We start from the raw sequence: 17,631 nt of genomic DNA, 5'->3' as shown, positions 1-17,631 counted from the left end.
GGCGCTGCGGCCTGTGCGGCGCCTCGTGGTGCTGCGGCCTGTGCGGCGCCTCGTGGTGCTGCGGCCTTTGCGCGGCCTGGTGCTGCGCGGGCCGTTGCGCCGTCGCATGCTGGGCCGACCGATGGTCTGGCCCCTGCTGCTGTGGTCGCTGCCTCGCCTCGTACTGCACCGGCGGTCGTCCTGATGGGTGCTGCGGTGGCCTCTGGGCAGGCGCGTTGCCCGCGTACGGCTGCCTCGGGTCAGGCCCGGCGTTGTGCGGCCTTTGCCCTGGTCCGTGTTGCTGCGGCCTTCGACCGCCCCCGTTCCCGGCATGCGCAGCCGGCCTCTCCGCCTGCCGCGGTCGGTCCCGCGGATCGGCCGTTCGCCCCTCGGTCGTGGGCGCCTCGGGCGCGGGCGATTGGGCGGCCTTCGGCGCTCCCCGCATGCTGATGCCCTGGCGCTCGCGGCGCTTGCGCTCGTCGTGGTTCGCGTCGCCGATGAGGTCGAGCACAGCGCGGGTATCCACCCTTCGCTCGGAGACCCAATGGCGACCGGTCAATCGGGTCTCAGGCGTGAGCGCGCTGTTGGCGTAGAGCTCCCACATCTCCTCGCCATAGGCGGCTCGCCGCTGCTCGGGCACGAAGCGCGTGAGGAAGCGATGGAGATTGTCGACGTCACGGAGCAAGAGCTTCCTGGCGTTCTGGTTCCTCGCGGCGTCCACCGATTGGGGGAAGTCGATGATCACCGGCCCGTCGGCGCTCATGAGCACGTTGAAGTCCGACAGATCGCCGTGCACGACGCCGGCGCACAACATCCGCACGACCTCGCCGATCAGGCGATGGTAGACCCACCTGGCCTGATCTCGGTCCAGGCTCGTTTCGGCGAGGCGAGGCGCGGGGTAGCCGTCGGCATCGGTGACCATCTCCATCAGGAGGACGCCGTCGATCGCGTGGTACGGCGTCGGCACGCGGACGCCTGCGTGGCGCAGGCGGTAGATCATGTCGACCTCGGTCGAGCGCCAGGCGGCTTCGTCCTGGGCCCGGCCGTGGCGCGAGCGTTTGTCCATCGCGCGCTGGTCGCGGCTGTTGCGCACCCTGCGGCCCTCGGTGTACGCCGCTCGGTTCTTGAAGCTGCGGTTATGCGCTTCTTTGTAGACCTTCGCGACGCGCAGCTCGCCGCCCGACCGGACGAGGAAGACCACCGCTTCCTTTCCGCTCATCAGCGGCCGCACAACCTCGTCGATGAGCCCTTCGTCGACCAGCGACGCGAGGTTGCTCGGAATTTGCATGTTCTCGTGGGTCTTCGTTTCGTGGGAGGAAAAATCTCCCGGCCTCCTCTTGCCGCAAAAGATGGTGCGCTGCAACCGTACCGGATGCTTCGGCGGCCGCGTCGCGCTCTGGTCGCCGCGGTGCGTCATCCACGGCTTAGACGGTCCGCGCACCCCGCGGTGAGCTGGTGCCGAGGTGCTGCTCGCGAGGACACCGGCATCTCTGCGATGGACGAGGGCGCCGAGCTGCGCGTCGACGCCCTGATCCAGTCGCTCTGGCGCGACCTCGACCTGGATCGGGCCGCGCCGCACGCACTCGAGCAGACCGAACCGGGAGAACGTCACGTCCTCTCGCGGCAGCGGCGTCGGCTCAGTCGACGAACACGTTCCAGCAGAGTGCGTTTCGCAGTTTCTGGTCGTCAAGGACGAGGTCTCGTATCTCGTCGGGCAGTCGTTCCCACTGCCACTGGCGTTCGGCTCGCGCGGCCGCGTCCCCCTGGCCCGATGGTGCGGCTTCCCTGGCAGCCCTGATGGCGTACGCCGCAGCCCCTAGCTCATGGGCGGCCACATGCGCCACGGCCACCGCCTGACCCGCCGAGAGAGCGGCCATCCGGGCGGCGGGGGGCGCCTCGCGGCCTGCGGCGTTGGAAGCGAACGCCGCGTTGTGACACTCTCTCATCGTGGCCTCACCTCGGGTCCACGCCCGCACCAGCGCGATAGCCCTACGCGGCCGGTCATCCTCTGGGCTGTACGCATCGAAGAACCCCAGGACGTGCTGTGCGCAGTCAGCGGACCAGAGTGCCAACGCGTGATGGGTGCCGTCATCCAGGAGCCCTCCGCGGCGGATCGTGATGAACCGTGGGTCACGTTTCTTGGGAAGAATCATGGTGCTCCTCCGTGCGCTGTCCATCGATATACCCGATCGACAGCGCAACACCGGGACATCGCGCACCGCCAGCGGGCCCCACGCCCGGAAGGCGCCAGGGTGGGTAAAAATCGTCAGGTGGACACGGGGCGTCCGAGCAGGCGCTGCCGGAGCTCGGGGTTGCGGATCGAGCCGGTGATCGCGAGCAAAACGAGCACGATGATCAGCGGCAGGTATTCCGGAAGCGTGAAGCCGCGGGTCATGTTCGTGGCCAGAGCGCCGGAGAAGTAGCCGACCATGAGCACGAGGGCGATCACGGAAGAGCGCGGGATGAGGAAGAGGATCGCGAGGCAGATCTTCGTGATGCCGAGCGGCACGGTGATGTCCGTGATGCCCAGCCGCTCGATGAACGCCGCGCCTTCCTGGTTCGAGGGGGGCATGAGCTGGAGGATGCCGCTCGCCAAGGTGGCGAGGGACAGGAGGACGGTCAAGATCCACGAAACGGTCTTGCCGGCCTTGCCCGGGTTCGGGACGGACTCCGGACTCCGCGCGCGGGTGAGAAGCTCCGGCGTGCGGAAGTACGCGCCGATCGTCATCACGAGGATGAGGACGAACGGGAACCACGGCCAGTTGCCTTCGACGTCATGCGTGAGGCCGGTGGCCGTCGCGCCGCCGAGCACGCCGACCATCATCACGAAGCCGAGCGTGGCGGTGCGGGGAACAAGAAGGAGAACGGCGGCGATGATCTCGAGCGCGCCGATCAGGTAGCGATGATCCCAGACGCCGATCGCCTTCACGAAGTCGGCGTTGGGGGTGCCATCCGGGATGAAGAATTTCGCCAGACCGGAGGCGAAGATCATGAAGAGCGCCAGCAGGACGGTGGGCGTCCAGCCGAGGATTTGCCGAGAGCGGGTCGTCATGTGGCCCCGATGATAGCAAATCAGCAGCATATCGCCGCGATCTGCTTCGTCGAGGAAGATGCCGGTCGGCGGCGCGCCTTGGCCGCGCCGTCGAAGGCGCGGGAAGAGCACCCTACACGACCGCGCGCTCGCGCTCTGGATCGAGCTCCAACAGGTTGGAATGATCCTCGTCGTTGGTTGCGGGCGCGCTGGCCATCGCCTTCGGGGCCTGAAGGGTCACAGCTTCGAGGCGGCGTGGTCCCAGTTCACCAGCTTCCACCATGCCTCGACGTACTTCGCCCGGGCGTTGCGGTAATCGATGTAATACGCGTGCTCCCACACGTCGCACGTGAGCAGCGGCGTCTTGCCCTCCGTGAGCGGGCATCCGGCGTTGCCCGTCTGCACGATCTCCAGCTTGCTGGAGCTATTCTTCACCAGCCAGGCCCAGCCCGAGCCGAACTGGCCGACGGCCGCGGCGCTGAACTTCTCCTTGAACGACGACACGCTTCCGAACGCCTCCTCGATCGCCGCGCGCAGCGCGGCGGTAGGCTCACCGCCGCCCTGCGGCTTCATGCTGTGCCAGTAGAACGTGTGATTCCACACCTGAGCCGCCTGGTTGAAGACCGCGCCGGACGTCGTGCGGACGAGATCCTCGAGGCTCTTGCCCGCGAGCGCCGCGTCCGCGGCGACGAGCTCGTTCAGCTTCGTGACGTAGGCGTTGTGGTGCTTGCCGTGGTGAAAATCGAGCGTCTCGGCCGAGATGTGGGGAGCCAGTGCGTCTTTGGCGTACGGGAGCTCGGGAAGAGTGAAGGTCATGGTTCTGTTCCTCGTGTTGCGTGTCGACGGCCGCGCGCTCGTCGCAGCCCGTTGTGAGTAGCTCGGCGGAGGCCTTCGGGGGGCGCTCCAGCCACGAATCGAACGTCCGCGCTTCGCGGTCCAACAGCCGCTCCACGCCGCCGGGGCCGGCGGCACCGTAGCAACCCCGGACGGCGCGCGTGGCGCCTTGCCAACGAGTTGGCAGGTTTCCATCCATTTGGAGAGACGGCCTCCCGGCCAGCGGTTCCGTGGCGCCGCTGACCGACCACAGCCGACCGGGGCCGGCGCAACGCCCTCCTGCGCGGGCCGGGGGCGGCTCGTCGTGGTACAGCCCGTCCCGGCGTGAGCGGCGCGAGCGATCGCCCGTCTGCGTCGGACGATGCACCTGGACCGCCGGCCTCCGCGCTCGATCGTGGGCGGCGCGGCTCGAAGGAGTGACGAATGAGGATCGGAATCATCGGCGCCGGCTTGATCGGCGGGTCGCTGGCGAAGCTGCTGGGGAAGCTCGGCCACCAGGTCGTGATCGCGAACTCGCGCGGGCCGGACACGCTCCGCGAGGTCGCCGCCGAGACCGGGGCCACCCCCGTCACGGCCGCCGAGGCCGCGCGCGGCGGCGAGATCGTGGTCGTCACGATCCCCCAGCGCGCTGTCGTGGACCTGCCGAAGGATCTCTTCGCCGGCGTGCCCGCCGACGTGGTCGTGATCGACACCAACAACTACTACCCGGTCCGCGACGGCAGCATCCCGGCCATCGAGGCGGGGCAGGTCGAGAGCGCGTGGGTCGCCGAGCAGATCGGGCGGCCGGTGGTCAAGGCGTTCAACAACATCTACTTCGAGAGCCTGCTCGCGAAGGGCAAGCCGAAGGGCACGCCCGGGCGCGTCGCGCTCCCGATCGCGGGGGATCCGCCGGAAGCGCGGGCGAAGGTCATGCGCCTCGTCGACGAGCTCGGCTTCGATCCGGTCGACGCCGGCGGCCTCGAGGACTCGTGGCGCCAGCAGCCGGGTACCCCCGGCTACATCCACGACCTCGACGCGCCTCGGCTGAAGCAGGCGCTGGCCGCGGCCGAGCGGAGCCGCGTCCCCGAGTACCGCAAGGCCTCGGACGACTGGCTGCGATCGCTCATCGCATCGCAGAGCCCGAGCTGATCGGATCGGCTGACGCTGCGGCCCTGCGGCGCCTCAGGAGCCCTGGAGGGGCGGGACCTCCGGGAGCTCCGGGGCGTCGAGCCCCGCGAACGGATCGCGCCAGGCGTCGAGCTGCCACAGGCGCGCGTGCCAGGCCGCGACATGCGGGTAGTCCGCCAGCGGCAGCCCGGCGAGATCCGCGAACGGAAGCACCGACGCCACGCGAAAGTCCGCATACGAGACCGCGTCCCCGACGAGCCAGTCCCTGCCGCTCAGGACCTGATCGAGCAGCGTCGCCGCTTCGGCGAACCCCGAGAGCCCCTCTGCCACGATGTCGTCGCGGATGGGACCGAGCCCGTAGCGCTGCTTCGTCACGCGCTCGAAGTGGACCTTGTCGCACGCGGCGATGAAGTTGTGCGTGCCCCAGCTCAACCAGCGGATCATCTCCGGTTGTGCGGCGCCGGTGCGCCAGAAGTCCGAGCCCATGAGCTGCGAGAGGCGGCACGCGATCGCGTCCGTCTCCCAGAGCGACTGGTTCCCCTCGACCAGGATGGGCAGGCGCAGGTTCGGATTCAGCGCTCGAAACTTCTCCCGCTGTGACGGGTCGAGAGGCGCCGCGTGGACGCACTCCACGGGTGCGTCGAGGTGGCGCGCCACGGCAACGGCGACCCGGGGGTTCAAGTTTCGGCTGAAGTACAGTCTCATGGTTCGTCCTCTCCTGCCAGCTCGCTCTGTGCGCCCATGCGGAGCTACGACATCGCTCACGTTGATCAAGCGAGAGATGAATCGCCAGGACGCCAAGGCAGGATTCTCTTCCTGGCTTCCCTGGTGTCCTGGCGATTCGAAGCTCTGCGCTCTTCAGGCGGTCTCAACCGTCTGTCGCTCTAGCCGAGCAGCGCCTCGAGCACGCCCTTCGCCTGGAGATCGCGGAAGCTGTGGGTCGGGGCGCAGGCCTCGAGCTCCGCGAGGGTGTAGGTGCCGGTGGCCACGGCGATCGACTCGGCGCCGATCGCCCGGGCGGCCGCGACGTCCTTGGGCGTGTCGCCGATGACGACGACGCGGCACGCCTCGAGCGGCGCCTCGAGCGTGGCCGCGCCGCGCGCCGCGCCGATGCGCAGGAGCTCGTCGCGGCGCTCGTGATCGCAGCCGAAGCCGCCGAACGCGAACCGCTCGTAGATGCCGACGCGCGTGAGCTTCGCCTGCGCCCCCGCGCGGACGTTCCCCGTGCCGAGGCCGACGGCGCACCCCGCTCGCCGGGCGGCGGCGTCGAGCGCCTCGAGGACGCCGTGGTGCACGCGGGTGTCGCCCGCGAGCGACATCTCCTCCGCGAGGACCTCGACGTAGATCGCGAGCAGCGCGTCGATCGCGGGCTCGGTGACCTCGCGCCCGAGCGCCTCGAGCCCCGCCCGGATGATGGCCCTGTCGGTCATGCCGGCGAACGAGAACCCCTCGCACGCGTCGCTCCGGCCGGCGGCCCGGGCGAACGCGCGTTCCATGGCGCGCCGTCCAGCGCCGCCGGTGGAGAGCAGGGTGCCGTCGATGTCCCAGAGCAGGACGGTGGGGTGCATGTCCCCATGGTAGATGCGGCGCCCGTGAAGGGCGAGCGCGGAGGCTCGGCCCGCGGGCGCACGGCACCCGGACACTCCGCAGCCAGGCCGCCCCGCGAAGCACGCGCGCTCGTCCAGAAGTTGCGCTAAGCCTCGAACTCGATGGCGCTCCAACCGATCCGCGTCGCCGCGCTCGCCCTCGTGGCGGGGCTCCTCTTCCTTGGATCTCCGGCCTGCAAGAAGGGCGAGGAGGCCTCGCCCGACCAGGGGCGCAGGCCAGGGAAGCAGGGGATGAGCTTCCCCGTCGAGGTCATGCCCGTCGCGGCCGAGCGCGTCGAGTACGCCATCCCCGCCGTCGGGACGGTCGAGGCGTTCGAGCAGGTGCAGCTCACCGCGCGCGTCGCCGGCGTCGTCGAGGCGGTGCGGTTCATGGAGGGCGACGAGGTCAAGGCGGGGCAGGTGCTCGTCGAGATCGACCCGGCCCGGTACAACCTCGCCGTCCGCGCGGCGCGCGCGACGCTCGACCGCATGACCGCCACGCAGGCCGAGGCCGCCGCGGGGCTCGAGCGGCGCGAGGCCGAGGGGGCCGAGGGCGTGTTCAGCAAGGAAGACGTCGCGTCCTGGCGCTCGAGGGCGGCGACCACCGCCGCGCAGGTCGCCGAGGCGAAGGTCGCCGTCGACCAGGCGCTCCTCAACCTGCGCGACGCCTACGTGCGCGCGCCCATCGAGGGGAAGATCCAGACGCGCACCGTGCAGACCGGCCAGCACGTGGCGGTCGGCACCGTGCTCGCGACGCTCCTCCGCCGCGATCCGCTCCTGCTCCGCTTCCAGATCCCCGCCGCCGACGCCCCGCGCGTCAGGCCCGGCATGGAGGCGCGCTTCCTGGTGAAGGGCGACGCGCGCACCTACGGCGCGAAGCTGACGCACGTCGCCGACGCGGCCGATCCCGCGACGCGCATGGTCGCCGTGACCGGCGAGGTGCTGGGCGAGGGCAAGGAGCTGCTCCGCCCCGGCACCTTCGCCGAGGTGACCGTGCCCGTCGGCGCGAGCGGCGACGCGCCGGTGATCCCGCAGACCGCGGTGCGGCCGAGCGAGCGCGGTTTCCTCGCGTACGTGGTCGACGGCACCACCGCGCGCGAGCGCGTGCTCTCGCTGGGGCTGCGCACGCCGGACGGGCGCGTCGAGGTCAAGTCGGGGCTCTCCGCGGGCGAGCGCCTCGTGGTGCGCGGCGCGGAGGCGCTGCGCGAGGGGGCGCAGGTCCGCGTCGCGCCGCCCGGGAGCATGCCCGGAGGCCAGCCCGCGGGGCACGCCGGGGAAGGCGCCGGCGCGCCGCCGGCCGGCTCGGCGCCGGCAGCTCCCGCCGACGCGCCGCCGACCGGCTCGGCGCCGACGGGACCCGCCGGCGCCGAGCCGCCGGCGCCGGCAGGCTCGGCGCCGCCGACCTCTCCCGCCAGCTCGACGCGGAGCGCGCCATGAACCTCACCGAAGCGTGCCTCAGGAAGCCGGTCTTCGCCTGGATGCTGATGGCGGCGACCATCGTCTTCGGCCTCGTGGCCGTGTCGCGGATCGGCATCAGCCAGTTCCCCGACGTCGACTTCCCCACGATCACCATCTCCGCGACGCTGGAGGGCGCCGCCCCCGAGATCATGGAGCACGACGTGGTCGAGCCGCTCGAGGAGGCGGCCGTCCAGGTCGAGGGCATCCGGTCGATCACGTCGACGTCGCGCCAGGGCAGCGCGTCGGTCACCATCGAGCTCGACCTGTCGCGCGACGTCGACGTCGCGCTCCAGGACGTGCAGACGAAGATCTCCCAGGCGCAGCGGAACCTGCCGCTCGACCTCGACCCGCCCGTCGTCTCGAAGAGCAACCCGGAGGACCAGCCGATCATGTGGGTCGGGCTCTCCGGCCCGTTCTCGCCGCAGCTCGTCGCCGACATCGCGCGCTACCGGCTGAAGGAGAAGCTCCAGACGGTGCCCGGCGTCGGCGAGCTGACCCTGGGCGGCTACCTCGAGCGCAACGTCCGCATCTGGATCGACGCCGACCGCCTCGCCGCCAAGGGGCTCACCGTCGCCGACGTCACCGACGCCCTGCGCCGCCAGCACATCGAGCTCCCCGCCGGCCGGCTCGAGACCGAGGGGCGCGAGGTCAACGTGCGCGTCATGGGGGAGGCGCTCGACCTCGCGACGTTCAAGCGGATCGTCATCCGCCAGGGCAACCCCGCCGCCCAGCCGGGCGCGGCGACCGCCGGGCCGACAGGTCCGCCGTCGTCGGCGCGCGCCACCGTGTACCTGGAGGACGTCGCGCTCATCGAGGACGGCTTCGAGGACGTCCGCCGGCTCGCCCGCGTGAACGGCGAGCCCGCGCAGGGCCTCGGGGTGAGGAAGCAGCGCGGCTCGAACGCGGTCGAGGTCGCCCAGGGGGTCCGGGCCGCGCTCGCGGAGGTCCAGAAGACGCTGCCCGAGGGGATGGAGGTCGGGGTGAACTTCGACTCGACGAAGTTCATCGAGGAGTCGGTCCACGAGATCGAGCTCGAGCTCGGCATGGCCGTCGCCCTCACGGCCCTCGTCTGCTGGATGTTCCTCGGGTCGCTCTCGAGCACGATCAACGTCGTGCTCGCGATCCCGATGTCGCTGCTCGGCACGGTCGCGGCGATCTATTTCCTCGGGTTCACGCTGAACACCTTCACGCTGCTCGGGCTCTCGCTCGCCGTGGGCATCGTCGTCGACGACGCGATCATGGTGCTCGAGAACATCCACCGGCACGCCGAGGGGGGGAAGGACCGCGTCCGCGCCGCCCGCGACGGCACGGCCGAGATCACCTTCGCGGCGCTCGCCGCGACGCTCGCCGTCGTCGCGATCTTCATCCCGATCATCTTCATGGAGGGGGTGGTCGGGCGGTTCTTTCTCCAGTTCGGCGTGACCCTGTGCATCGCCGTGCTCCTCTCGTACCTGGAGGCGATCACCCTCGCGCCCGCGCGCTGCGCGCAGATCCTCGACGTCTCGCGCGAGGGCCGCAGCCGCGTCGGGCGGCTCGTCGACCGCGGCTTCGAGAAGCTCGCCCGCGGCTACGGGTGGACGCTCGCCCGCGCGCTCCGGTTCCCGGTCGTGGTCGTCCTGCTCGGCGCGCTCCTGTTCGCCGGCGCGATCGTCACGATGCAGCGGCTCCCGACCGAGTTCGTCCCGTCGCAGGACCAGGGGCGGCTGCTCGTCCGGCTGCAGACGGCGGTCGGCTCGGACATCGAGGAGACGGACCGGCTCTTCCAGCGCGCCGAGAGGTTCGTGGGCGAGCATCCGGCGGTGTCGCGGGTCTTCGCGGTGGTCGGCGGCTTCGGCGGGGGCGCCGTGAACACGGGCATCCTGTTCGTCACGATGAAGCCGACGGACGAGCGGACGATGTCGCAGGCCGATCTCCAGGGCGCGCTGCGCAAGGAGCTGAACGGCTACGCCGGCCTGCGCGCGGTGGTCCAGGACATGTCCCAGTCGGGCTTCACGGCGCAGCGCGGGTTCCCGGTCGAGTTCTCGATCCGCGGCCCGGACTGGGGGGAGCTCACGAAGCACAGCGAGCGCATCCGGGGCGAGCTCGCGCAGAGCGGCCTCGTCGTGGACCTCGACACGGACTACCAGCTCGGCATGCCCGAGCTGCGCATCACGCCCGACCGGGCGCGCGCGGCGGACCTCGGCGTGAGCGTCGAGGCGATCGCGACGACGCTGAACACGCTGGTCGGCGGCGGTCGCATCGCCAAGTACAACGACGACGGGCGCCGCATCGACGTGCGCGCGCGCCTGCTCGCCGAGCAGCGGAGCCGGCCCGAGGACCTGGCGCGCATCCAGGTGAGGAGCGCGTCGGGGGCGCTGGTCCCGCTGACGTCGGTCGTGAGCTACGAGGAGCTCCCCGCGCTGCAGGCGATCACGCGCCGCGACCGCGAGCGCGCGATCTCGATCTTCGGCAACATCGCGCCGGGGCACTCGCAGGGCGAGGCGGTCGCGCGCGTCGAGGAGCTCGGGCGGGACCTGCCGGCCGGCTACCGCCTGGTGCTGGGCGGCGCGAGCGTGACGTTCCGCGAGTCGATGGGCGGCCTCATCTTCGCGCTCGTGCTCGGGATCCTTGTCGCGTACATGGTGCTGGCGTCCCAGTTCAACTCGTTCCTGCACCCGGTCACGGTGCTGACGATCCTGCCGCTGTCGATCGCCGGCGCCGCCTTCGCGCTGCTCTTCTCCGGGCAGACGCTGAACATCTTCAGCATGATCGGGATCCTCCTGCTCATGGGGATCGTGAAGAAGAACTCGATCATCCTGGTGGATCACGCCATCGAAGTGCGCCGCGAAGGCGGACGCACGACCGACGAAGAAGCGAGGCGCGGCGGAGCGGCCCATGAGGAAGCGCGCCGCGAAGGCGCGGCCCACGAGGGAGCGCCCGGCGAGGGGGGGCGCGGCGCGGGGGCAGTGGAGGTCATGGACGCCCGCACGGCGATGCTCCGCGCCGGCCCGGTGCGGCTGCGCCCGATCCTGATGACCTCGATCGCGACGTTGATGGCCGCGGTCCCGTCGGCGCTGGCGCTCGGCCCCGGCGCCGAGATCCGGGCCCCGATGGCCGCCGCGGTCATCGGAGGACTGCTCGTCTCCACGGCGCTGAGCCTCCTCGTCGTGCCGGCGTTCTACGTGCTCGCCGACGACGTGCAGGGGCGCGTCGCGCGGCTCCGGGCGCGGCGCGCAGGGCGAAGCGCGCCCGCCAGCACGGCGCACCCGGCCACGCCGCAGCAATAGCGGCGCCCTCCCTCCACCGGCGGCGTTACCGGCGTGGCGGCCCCATGGAGAGCGTCTGGCCCACCGCGGTCAGCGGCGGACCGGTGATGATCGCCTCGCTGCCGGAGCGCCCGATGGACAGGTACCTTGCCGATCCGAGCCTCCTGGCCCACCTGTTCGTCCACGAGCTCGATGACCACACGCCCTGCTACCGACAAGACGTGGAGTCCGACCGGCACGGTCTCCGCATCGGCCGCGGCAACATGACACGCTGGCAGTACAATTGTGGTCGGGCAGTCCGGCGATGGCCGCGATCCGGCGCCCACCCCTCTTAACGCGGCGCTCCGAAGGAGCCCTGCCAGCCATGTCCTCCCTCGGCCTCGAAGAACCCCGTGGGCCGGTCGATTGGAATTGACACCCGTAATGTGAGCGTTCACATTCCAGTCGAGGGCCATCCTTTTGTTTCGGTTTGCTCGGGTCTTCCCGAGTACCGGGCTCCTCGTCAATCTGAGCCATTCGGTCGATTTTTACACCGATCCTGTTCGCTCGGCCGTCGCGGAAGCGATCGCCGATCGATGGTGATCGGCGTTTTGCCAGGAGCGATCCGATAGAGGACGCTACAACCCTCGCTGGTTCGACGGCTGTCGTGAAATCCTGGTTGCTGTCCACCGGAGATGATTTCGTCGAGAATCCGGCGATGCTGGCGAAGCGACCGGGAGGTGAGTGTGCGAGTCGCCGTTGACGCGATCGAATCGTTTTGTTTCCTTTTCACCTGATTCCGGTACGTAGGAGACCTGTGATGCAAGATCAAACGTTCAGTCGACTCGCCCTTTGTGCCACCCTTGCGAGTTGGGTCGCGATTTCGTGCGCCCCCGCCGAGTCCGACTCGAACAACGACGGAGGGGGCGGAGGGGGCGGAGCGACGGCGACCAGTTCCGTCAGTAGCGCGAGTAGCAGCGCGAGCGGCAGCGGCGTTACGACCTCTAGCAGCACCACCGTGGCTGGGACCGGCGGTGACAACAGCAGCGGGAGTGGCGGGGTCGAGCCGACTGGCAGCGGCGGCAATGGCATGGGCGGCTGGCCCGAAGGCGCCATTCCCATGGGGAACGCGCCTGTGCCGAGCGCAGGGTGCGGCAAGGCAACCACGCTGACGACCAAGGAGTATACGATCTCGAGCTCGGGCCAGAATCGCGTGTACTACGTCGATATGCCCAAGAACTACGACATGAACAAGCCCTACCGGCTGTTCTACACCTCACATTGGATCGGCAGCCGCTGGCAAGACGTCGAGGGGCAAGACTTCTACTTTCTCAAACCGCAGATGGAGGCCGACGGAGAGCAAGCCATCTTCGTGGCCCCCTCCTCGGACGGCGCAACGTGGCAAGAGAAGGACCACGCGCTGTTCGACGACATCATGGCGTTCATGAATGAAAATGTCTGCTACGACACGACCCGCGTGTTCGCGACCGGCTTCAGCTTCGGAGGGATGATCACCTATTCGCTGTCGACGAACCATCAGGCGGAGATCCGTGCGGCCGTGGGCATCGCCCCGGCCAACTACAACATCTGGTTGCCTGAGAAGACGCGTAAACCCATTGCCTGGATGCACACGACGGGCATGAGCGACGGGACTTGCCCGTGGGTGAACAACGAAGGTCAAAAGAGAGGGGCCAAGTTCATCGCCCTCGAAAAGGCCGAAGACAACGGCTGCACGATTCCGGACAACATCCCGACTTCAAACGGCGCGTACAGCTGCTACGATTTCAAGGATTGCGATCCGGAACATCCGACGCGGGTGTGCACCTTCGGCGGCGGGCACACGAACATCGACGGCAATCCGAACTGGATTCCCATCGAGTCGTGGAAATTCTTCAAGCAGTTCTGACCGACGTCCTCGCCGCGGACGGGACCCTCGCCCGCCCGTAGCGCCGCGCTCGAGGCGCCTCGCGTCCGCGAGCGCTCGCCGGACCCATGGCCGCGACAGGCCCTCGACATCCCGCGTCGTGCGCGCCTACCTTGCGCCGAGGCCGAGGCCGAGGCCGAGGCCGAGGCCGAGGCCGAGGCCGAGGACAGGCACCATGACCGCTCCGCAGAACCCGCTGCTCAACGACCGCGACGTCGACTTCCTCCTCTACGAGGTGCTCGACGCCCCGCGCCTCTGCGCGCTCCCCTGCTTCGCGGATCACGCGCGCGAGACGTTCGACCTCTACCTCCAGAGCTGCCGGCGGCTCGCGCGCGAGGTGCTGTTCCCGACGTACAGGCCGGTGGACGCGTCGCCGCCCCGCTTCGAGGAAGGCGCGATCTCCGTGCACCCCGCGCTCAAGCAGGTCTTCCGGCCGCTCGTCGAGCTCGGGATGCTCACGGCGACGCGGCCGGCGGCGGTGGGAGGTCAGCAGCTCCCGCTCGTGGTCGCGACGCTCGCCGGCGCGTACCTGATGGCGGCCAACCTGAGCGCGTGCGGCTACCTCGGCCTGACGACGGGCGCGGCGCACCTCATCGAGGCGTTCGGCGACGACGCCCTGAAGGCCACGTTCATGACCCGGATGTACGCCGGCGAGTGGACCGGGACGATGGCGCTCACCGAGCCCCAGGCGGGCTCGAGCCTGGCCGACGTGCAGACGCGCGCGGCGAAGACCGACGCGGGGCACTACCTCATCCGCGGGTCGAAGATCTTCATCTCGGGCGGGGACCACGACCTCACCGAGAACATCGTCCACCTCACGCTCGCCCGCATCGAGGGCGCGCCGCAGGGGATCAAGGGGGTGAGCCTGTTCGCCGTGCCGAAGCGGCGGCCCGAGCGCGGAGAGCTCGTCCCGAACGACGTGGAGGTCGCCGGCATGATCCACAAGATCGGCTGGCGCGGGATCCCGAGCCTGGCGATGAGCTTCGGCGAGCGGGGGGACTGCCACGGGTACCTCGTGGGCAGCCCCCACCAGGGCATCGCCTACATGTTCCAGATGATGAACGAGGCGCGCATCATGGTGGGCGTCAACGCCACGGCCACCGCCTCGGCGGCCTACCACGAGGCGCTCGGCTACGCGCTCGCCCGACCGCAGGGCCGGCGGCTCGGCGCGAAGGACCCGCAGGCGCCGCAGGTGCCGATCATCGAGCACGCCGACGTGCGCCGCATGCTGCTCCGGCAGAAGGCGATCGTGGAGGGCAGCCTCGCGCTGGTCGCCACGACGGCGATGTACGCCGACCTCGCGGACCACGCGGCCGACGCGGAGGAGCGGGAGCGCGCGCAGCGGCTGCTCGACCTGCTCACGCCGATCGCCAAGACGTTCCCGGCCGAGAAGGGGTTCGAGTCGAACGCCCTCGCGGTCCAGGTCCACGGCGGCTACGGCTACTCGAGCGAGTACCTGCCGGAGGCGTGGCTCCGGGACCAGAAGCTCAACTCGATCCACGAGGGGACGACGGGGATCCAGGGCCTGGACCTCCTCGGCCGCAAGGCCGTGGCCGGGGGCGGCGCCGCGCTCGTGGCGCTCGGCGGCGAGGTCCAGCGGGCGATCGGCCGGGCGCAGCGCGCCGGGGTCGATCCCGCGTGGGGCGAGCGCCTCGGCGTGGCGATGACGCTGGTCGGCGAGGTGACGGCGCACCTCGCCGAGGCGGGGATGCGCGGCGACGTCGAGCGGATGCTGCGGCACAGCGCGGACTACATGGAGCTCGCCTCCACCGTGGTGGTCGCCTGGCAGTGGCTCGCGATGGCCGCGGCGGCGCGGGAAGGGCTGGCCGCGGGCGCCTCGCCCGCCGGCTTTTACGAGGGCAAGCTCTGCGCGGCGCAGTACTGGTTCTCGACCGAGCTGCCCCGGGCCGAGGCGCTCGCGGCGCTCTGCCGCTCGGGCGAGGACTCGTACGCGCGGATGAAGCCGGAGTGGTTCTGAGGCGCGCGCGCCGCGCGCGGCTCGAAGCGCCGGGGCGCGCCGTGCGCCGTGCGCCGTGCGCCGTGCGCCGTGCGCCGTGCGCCGTTAGAAGAGAGGAGCTGTCGCATGGGTCGCACGAAGAAGGCCGTCATCCTGGTGGGGCACGGGGCGCCGGCGGCGGACTGCCCGCGCGAGCTCGTCACGCGCCTCAAGGCGCTGGAGGGCCGGCGCGCGGCGTCCGGGGGCGGGCCGCCGAGCCCGGAGGAGCGCGAGGTCGAGGCGAAGGTCCGCGCCTGGCCGCGCACGCCGGAGAACGACCCGTACCGCGCCGGCATCGAGCGGCTCGCCGCGGAGCTCGCGCCGCTGCTCGACGGCGCCGAGCTCCTCGTCGCCTACAACGAGTTCTGCGCCCCGACGCTGGCCGAGGCCGTCGCGACCGCGGCCGCGCGGGGCGCGGACGAGATCGCCGTGATCCCGTCGATGATGACCCCCGGCGGCGTCCACTCCGAGGTGGAGATCCCGGAGGCGATCGCGCGGCTCCGCGCCGAGCACCCGTCCGTCGCCCTCCGCTACGCCTGGCCCTTCGACCTCTCGGCGGTCGCGCGCCTGCTCGCCGCCCAGCTCGCGCGGGACCTCGGCTAGGCCGCCGGGGCTGCGCAAATGTTGCCGCTATGTCCGCGGAGCAACAACTTGGAGAGCTTACCTTGTCCCTGTCCGATGCTTACGCTACTTGATTGACGCCGCCTTCAGGGGTGGCCGTACAAGGGCAGGGTAGCGGGCAGACACGACGCGCCGTTCCTTGCTTGACACGAGACCCAGGATTCCTCCACCAGGAGAGCGAGATGTACGTCCCGACGACGGCGATCCGGCCTCAGCTCGATATTCGCGCCCAGGCACCCGTGCCGACGAAGCACGGCGTCTTCCAGATGTTGGTGTTCCACTGGGGTGGGACCGCGAGCTCCGACCAGGGGCTCTCGCCCGACCACGTCGCCCTGATCATGGGCGACGTGCGCGGCAAGTCGGACGTCACCCTCCGCGTGCACTCGGAGTGCCTCACGAGCGAGGTGTTCGGCTCGCTGAAGTGCGACTGCCGCGAGCAGCTCGAGTCGGCCCAGGCCGAGATCGGCCGCCGCGGGCTCGGCGTCGTCCTCTACCTGCGGCAGGAGGGGCGCGGCATCGGGCTCGCCAACAAGATCCGCGCGTACCAGCTCCAGGCGTTCGGCCACGACACGGTCGACGCCAACCGCATCCTCGGCCTGCCCGACGACGCCCGTGGCTACGAGCCCGCCGCGGCGATGGTCGACCACCTCGGCATCGAGTCGATCCGGCTGCTCACGAACAACCCGGACAAGGTGGAGGCGCTCCGCGCGCTCGGCGTGCGGATCTCCTCGCGCTCCCCGGCCATCGTCCCGGCCAACCCGTTCTCCGCGCCCTACCTCGAGGCGAAGCGCCTCCGGATGGGCCACGCCATCCCGTCGCTGCGCGACGGCGCGGCCGCCGAGAGCGCCGCGGCCGGCGACGCCGAGTAGCGATGACCGAGAGTCTGAAGGAGCCGGAGGCAGGCGACGGGCAGCCCGAGACGGGCGGGGCCGAGACGGGCGGGGCCGAGCGGTTCCGTTCGTTGCTCGTCCCCGTCGATCTGACGGCCATCTCGGACCGCGTCCTCGGCCGAGTCGCGCTCCTGCCCCTGGCCGACGGAGCTCGCGTCACGCTGCTTCACGTCGTCCCCGGCAACCTCCCCGTCAGGGCCCAGGACCGCGCCGAGCGGGATGCCAGAAGAGCGCTCGCGGACGAAGCGCGGCACCTCGCGAAAGCTCTGCCCAGGGGCGTCGACGTCGAGCCGGTGGTGAAGATCGGCAGCTCGGCCGCGGAGATCGCAGGCTGCGCGACCTCGACGGGGGCCGAGCTCATCGTCATGGGTCGCGGCGGCGGCCGCGCGCTCCGGGACACCTTTCTCGGCTCGACCGCGGAGCGCGTCATCCGCCGCGGGCAGCTCCCGGTCCTCGCGGTTCGGCTGGCTCCTCGCGCGGTGTACAGCCGGCCCGCGGTCGCCCTCGACCTCGAGCAAGGATCCACGGATGCGCTCGCTCTGATGCTCCGGTTGATCCCGACCCCGCGGCCGCGTGCCACGGTGATCCACGCATTCGACACGCCCTATCGCGGCGTCGCCTATCCCAGCCTCTCGGAGGAGGACGCAGAGGAGTGGCGCAGCGAGCTCGAGCGAACAGCGACACAGCAGATCGCGAAGCTGCTCGCTGCCTCGCTGGCGCAGGCCAAGGTGCGTCCAGCAGACGCGCCGCCCTGGAAGACGCATGTCCGGTGCGGCTCCGCGCGGCGCGTGATCGAGAAGGCCGTCAAGAAGGCAGAGAGCGACCTCCTGGTGCTCGGCACCCACGGCTATTCCGGGGTCGCTCACGTCTTCCTCGGGACGGTCGCTGGAGACGTGCTGCGTCAGGTCGCCTGCGACGTGCTGGTCGTGCCTGCTCGGCCACGCGCCGAGGAGCCCGAGTGAGCCTGCGTCCTGCCCTCAT

General features: G+C 70.6%; 14 protein-coding genes and 1 pseudogene. 9 read left to right on the top strand and 6 right to left on the bottom strand.

Features of this window, described 5'->3' with window-relative positions:
* Positions 1-376: 376 nt before the first annotated feature.
* The 4 genes and pseudogenes from WME96_RS29225 to WME96_RS29210 all read right to left on the bottom strand — a co-directional run.
* Positions 377-1,267, bottom strand: a pseudogene (locus WME96_RS29225) (PA4780 family RIO1-like protein kinase); the annotation flags it as partial.
* A gap of 349 nt (positions 1,268-1,616) precedes the next feature.
* Positions 1,617-2,132, bottom strand: coding sequence for a putative immunity protein (locus WME96_RS29220; protein WP_437284874.1), 516 nt, complete (start codon positions 2,130-2,132; stop codon positions 1,617-1,619).
* A gap of 113 nt (positions 2,133-2,245) precedes the next feature.
* The gene (locus WME96_RS29215; RefSeq protein ID WP_437284873.1) at positions 2,246-3,142 is read right to left on the bottom strand and encodes a DoxX family protein; all 897 of its coding nucleotides are present in this window, start codon (positions 3,140-3,142) and stop codon (positions 2,246-2,248) included.
* A 105-nt stretch (positions 3,143-3,247) separates the two neighbouring features.
* Positions 3,248-3,826 (bottom strand): superoxide dismutase, encoded by a 579-nt coding sequence (locus tag WME96_RS29210; RefSeq protein WP_437284872.1) that lies wholly within the window; start codon positions 3,824-3,826, stop codon positions 3,248-3,250.
* Positions 3,827-4,267: 441 nt separating this feature from the next.
* On the opposite strand from WME96_RS29210, the gene WME96_RS29205 reads away from it, so the two are divergent.
* Positions 4,268-4,972, top strand: a complete 705-nt coding sequence (locus WME96_RS29205) for an NADPH-dependent F420 reductase (RefSeq protein WP_437284871.1) — start codon at positions 4,268-4,270, stop codon at positions 4,970-4,972.
* Positions 4,973-5,005: 33 nt separating this feature from the next.
* On the opposite strand, the gene WME96_RS29200 is transcribed toward WME96_RS29205, so the two are convergent.
* Together WME96_RS29200 and WME96_RS29195 are read right to left on the bottom strand one after the other, a co-directional pair.
* Positions 5,006-5,656 (bottom strand): glutathione S-transferase family protein, encoded by a 651-nt coding sequence (locus WME96_RS29200; RefSeq protein WP_437284870.1) that lies wholly within the window; start codon positions 5,654-5,656, stop codon positions 5,006-5,008.
* Between the two features lie 179 nt (positions 5,657-5,835).
* Complete coding sequence (locus WME96_RS29195) at positions 5,836-6,519, bottom strand: HAD family hydrolase (protein ID WP_437284869.1); 684 nt, start codon at positions 6,517-6,519, stop codon at positions 5,836-5,838.
* A gap of 141 nt (positions 6,520-6,660) precedes the next feature.
* Here WME96_RS29195 and WME96_RS29190 point away from each other — a divergent pair, with 141 nt between their 5' ends.
* From WME96_RS29190 to WME96_RS29155, 8 genes are all read left to right on the top strand, one after another.
* Positions 6,661-7,974 (top strand): efflux RND transporter periplasmic adaptor subunit, encoded by a 1,314-nt coding sequence (locus tag WME96_RS29190; RefSeq protein WP_437284868.1) that lies wholly within the window; start codon positions 6,661-6,663, stop codon positions 7,972-7,974.
* Positions 7,971-11,261, top strand: coding sequence for an efflux RND transporter permease subunit (locus WME96_RS29185; RefSeq protein WP_437284867.1), 3,291 nt, complete (start codon positions 7,971-7,973; stop codon positions 11,259-11,261). The genes WME96_RS29190 and WME96_RS29185 overlap by 4 nt, the downstream gene beginning before the upstream one ends.
* A 44-nt stretch (positions 11,262-11,305) precedes the next feature.
* Complete coding sequence (locus WME96_RS29180; protein WP_437284866.1) at positions 11,306-11,575, top strand: IS66 family transposase; 270 nt, start codon at positions 11,306-11,308, stop codon at positions 11,573-11,575.
* 662 nt (positions 11,576-12,237) lie between these two features.
* Entirely contained in the window at positions 12,238-13,125 is an 888-nt protein-coding gene (locus tag WME96_RS29175; RefSeq protein WP_437284865.1) for an alpha/beta hydrolase family esterase, read from the top strand.
* A 193-nt stretch (positions 13,126-13,318) separates the two neighbouring features.
* Positions 13,319-15,121: an acyl-CoA dehydrogenase gene (locus WME96_RS29170; RefSeq protein WP_437284864.1), complete on the top strand. Its 1,803-nt coding sequence runs from the start codon at positions 13,319-13,321 to the stop codon at positions 15,119-15,121.
* 105 nt (positions 15,122-15,226) lie between these two features.
* Positions 15,227-15,742 carry a sirohydrochlorin chelatase gene (locus tag WME96_RS29165; RefSeq protein WP_437284863.1) on the top strand — a complete coding sequence of 172 codons (516 nt, stop codon included), beginning with the start codon at positions 15,227-15,229 and terminating at the stop codon, positions 15,740-15,742.
* Positions 15,743-15,942: 200 nt separating this feature from the next.
* Positions 15,943-16,629, top strand: coding sequence for a GTP cyclohydrolase II (gene ribA / locus WME96_RS29160; protein WP_437284862.1), 687 nt, complete (start codon positions 15,943-15,945; stop codon positions 16,627-16,629).
* A gap of 2 nt (positions 16,630-16,631) precedes the next feature.
* The gene (locus WME96_RS29155; RefSeq protein ID WP_437284861.1) at positions 16,632-17,612 is read left to right on the top strand and encodes a universal stress protein; all 981 of its coding nucleotides are present in this window, start codon (positions 16,632-16,634) and stop codon (positions 17,610-17,612) included.
* The last annotated feature ends 19 nt before the right edge of the window (positions 17,613-17,631 follow it).

Origin of the sequence: Sorangium sp. So ce406, assembly GCF_051474675.1 — a bacterium.
In the GTDB taxonomy this organism is placed as follows: domain Bacteria; phylum Myxococcota_A; class Polyangia; order Polyangiales; family Polyangiaceae; genus Sorangium; species Sorangium cellulosum_G.
The sequence above is the reverse complement of the archived record's forward strand: the minus strand, read 5'-3'. Positions and strand labels throughout refer to the sequence as shown.

Coding starts and splice junctions, on each gene's coding strand:
- WME96_RS29210 (WP_437284872.1), bottom strand. CDS start 3,826: ATGACCTTCACTCTTCCCGAGCTCCCGTACGCCAAAGACGCACTGGCT.
- WME96_RS29155 (WP_437284861.1), top strand. CDS start 16,632: ATGACCGAGAGTCTGAAGGAGCCGGAGGCAGGCGACGGGCAGCCCGAG.
- WME96_RS29180 (WP_437284866.1), top strand. CDS start 11,306: ATGGAGAGCGTCTGGCCCACCGCGGTCAGCGGCGGACCGGTGATGATC.
- WME96_RS29205 (WP_437284871.1), top strand. CDS start 4,268: ATGAGGATCGGAATCATCGGCGCCGGCTTGATCGGCGGGTCGCTGGCG.
- WME96_RS29220 (WP_437284874.1), bottom strand. CDS start 2,132: ATGATTCTTCCCAAGAAACGTGACCCACGGTTCATCACGATCCGCCGC.
- WME96_RS29200 (WP_437284870.1), bottom strand. CDS start 5,656: ATGAGACTGTACTTCAGCCGAAACTTGAACCCCCGGGTCGCCGTTGCC.
- WME96_RS29195 (WP_437284869.1), bottom strand. CDS start 6,519: ATGCACCCCACCGTCCTGCTCTGGGACATCGACGGCACCCTGCTCTCC.
- WME96_RS29165 (WP_437284863.1), top strand. CDS start 15,227: ATGGGTCGCACGAAGAAGGCCGTCATCCTGGTGGGGCACGGGGCGCCG.
- WME96_RS29185 (WP_437284867.1), top strand. CDS start 7,971: ATGAACCTCACCGAAGCGTGCCTCAGGAAGCCGGTCTTCGCCTGGATG.
- WME96_RS29190 (WP_437284868.1), top strand. CDS start 6,661: ATGGCGCTCCAACCGATCCGCGTCGCCGCGCTCGCCCTCGTGGCGGGG.
- ribA (WP_437284862.1), top strand. CDS start 15,943: ATGTACGTCCCGACGACGGCGATCCGGCCTCAGCTCGATATTCGCGCC.
- WME96_RS29170 (WP_437284864.1), top strand. CDS start 13,319: ATGACCGCTCCGCAGAACCCGCTGCTCAACGACCGCGACGTCGACTTC.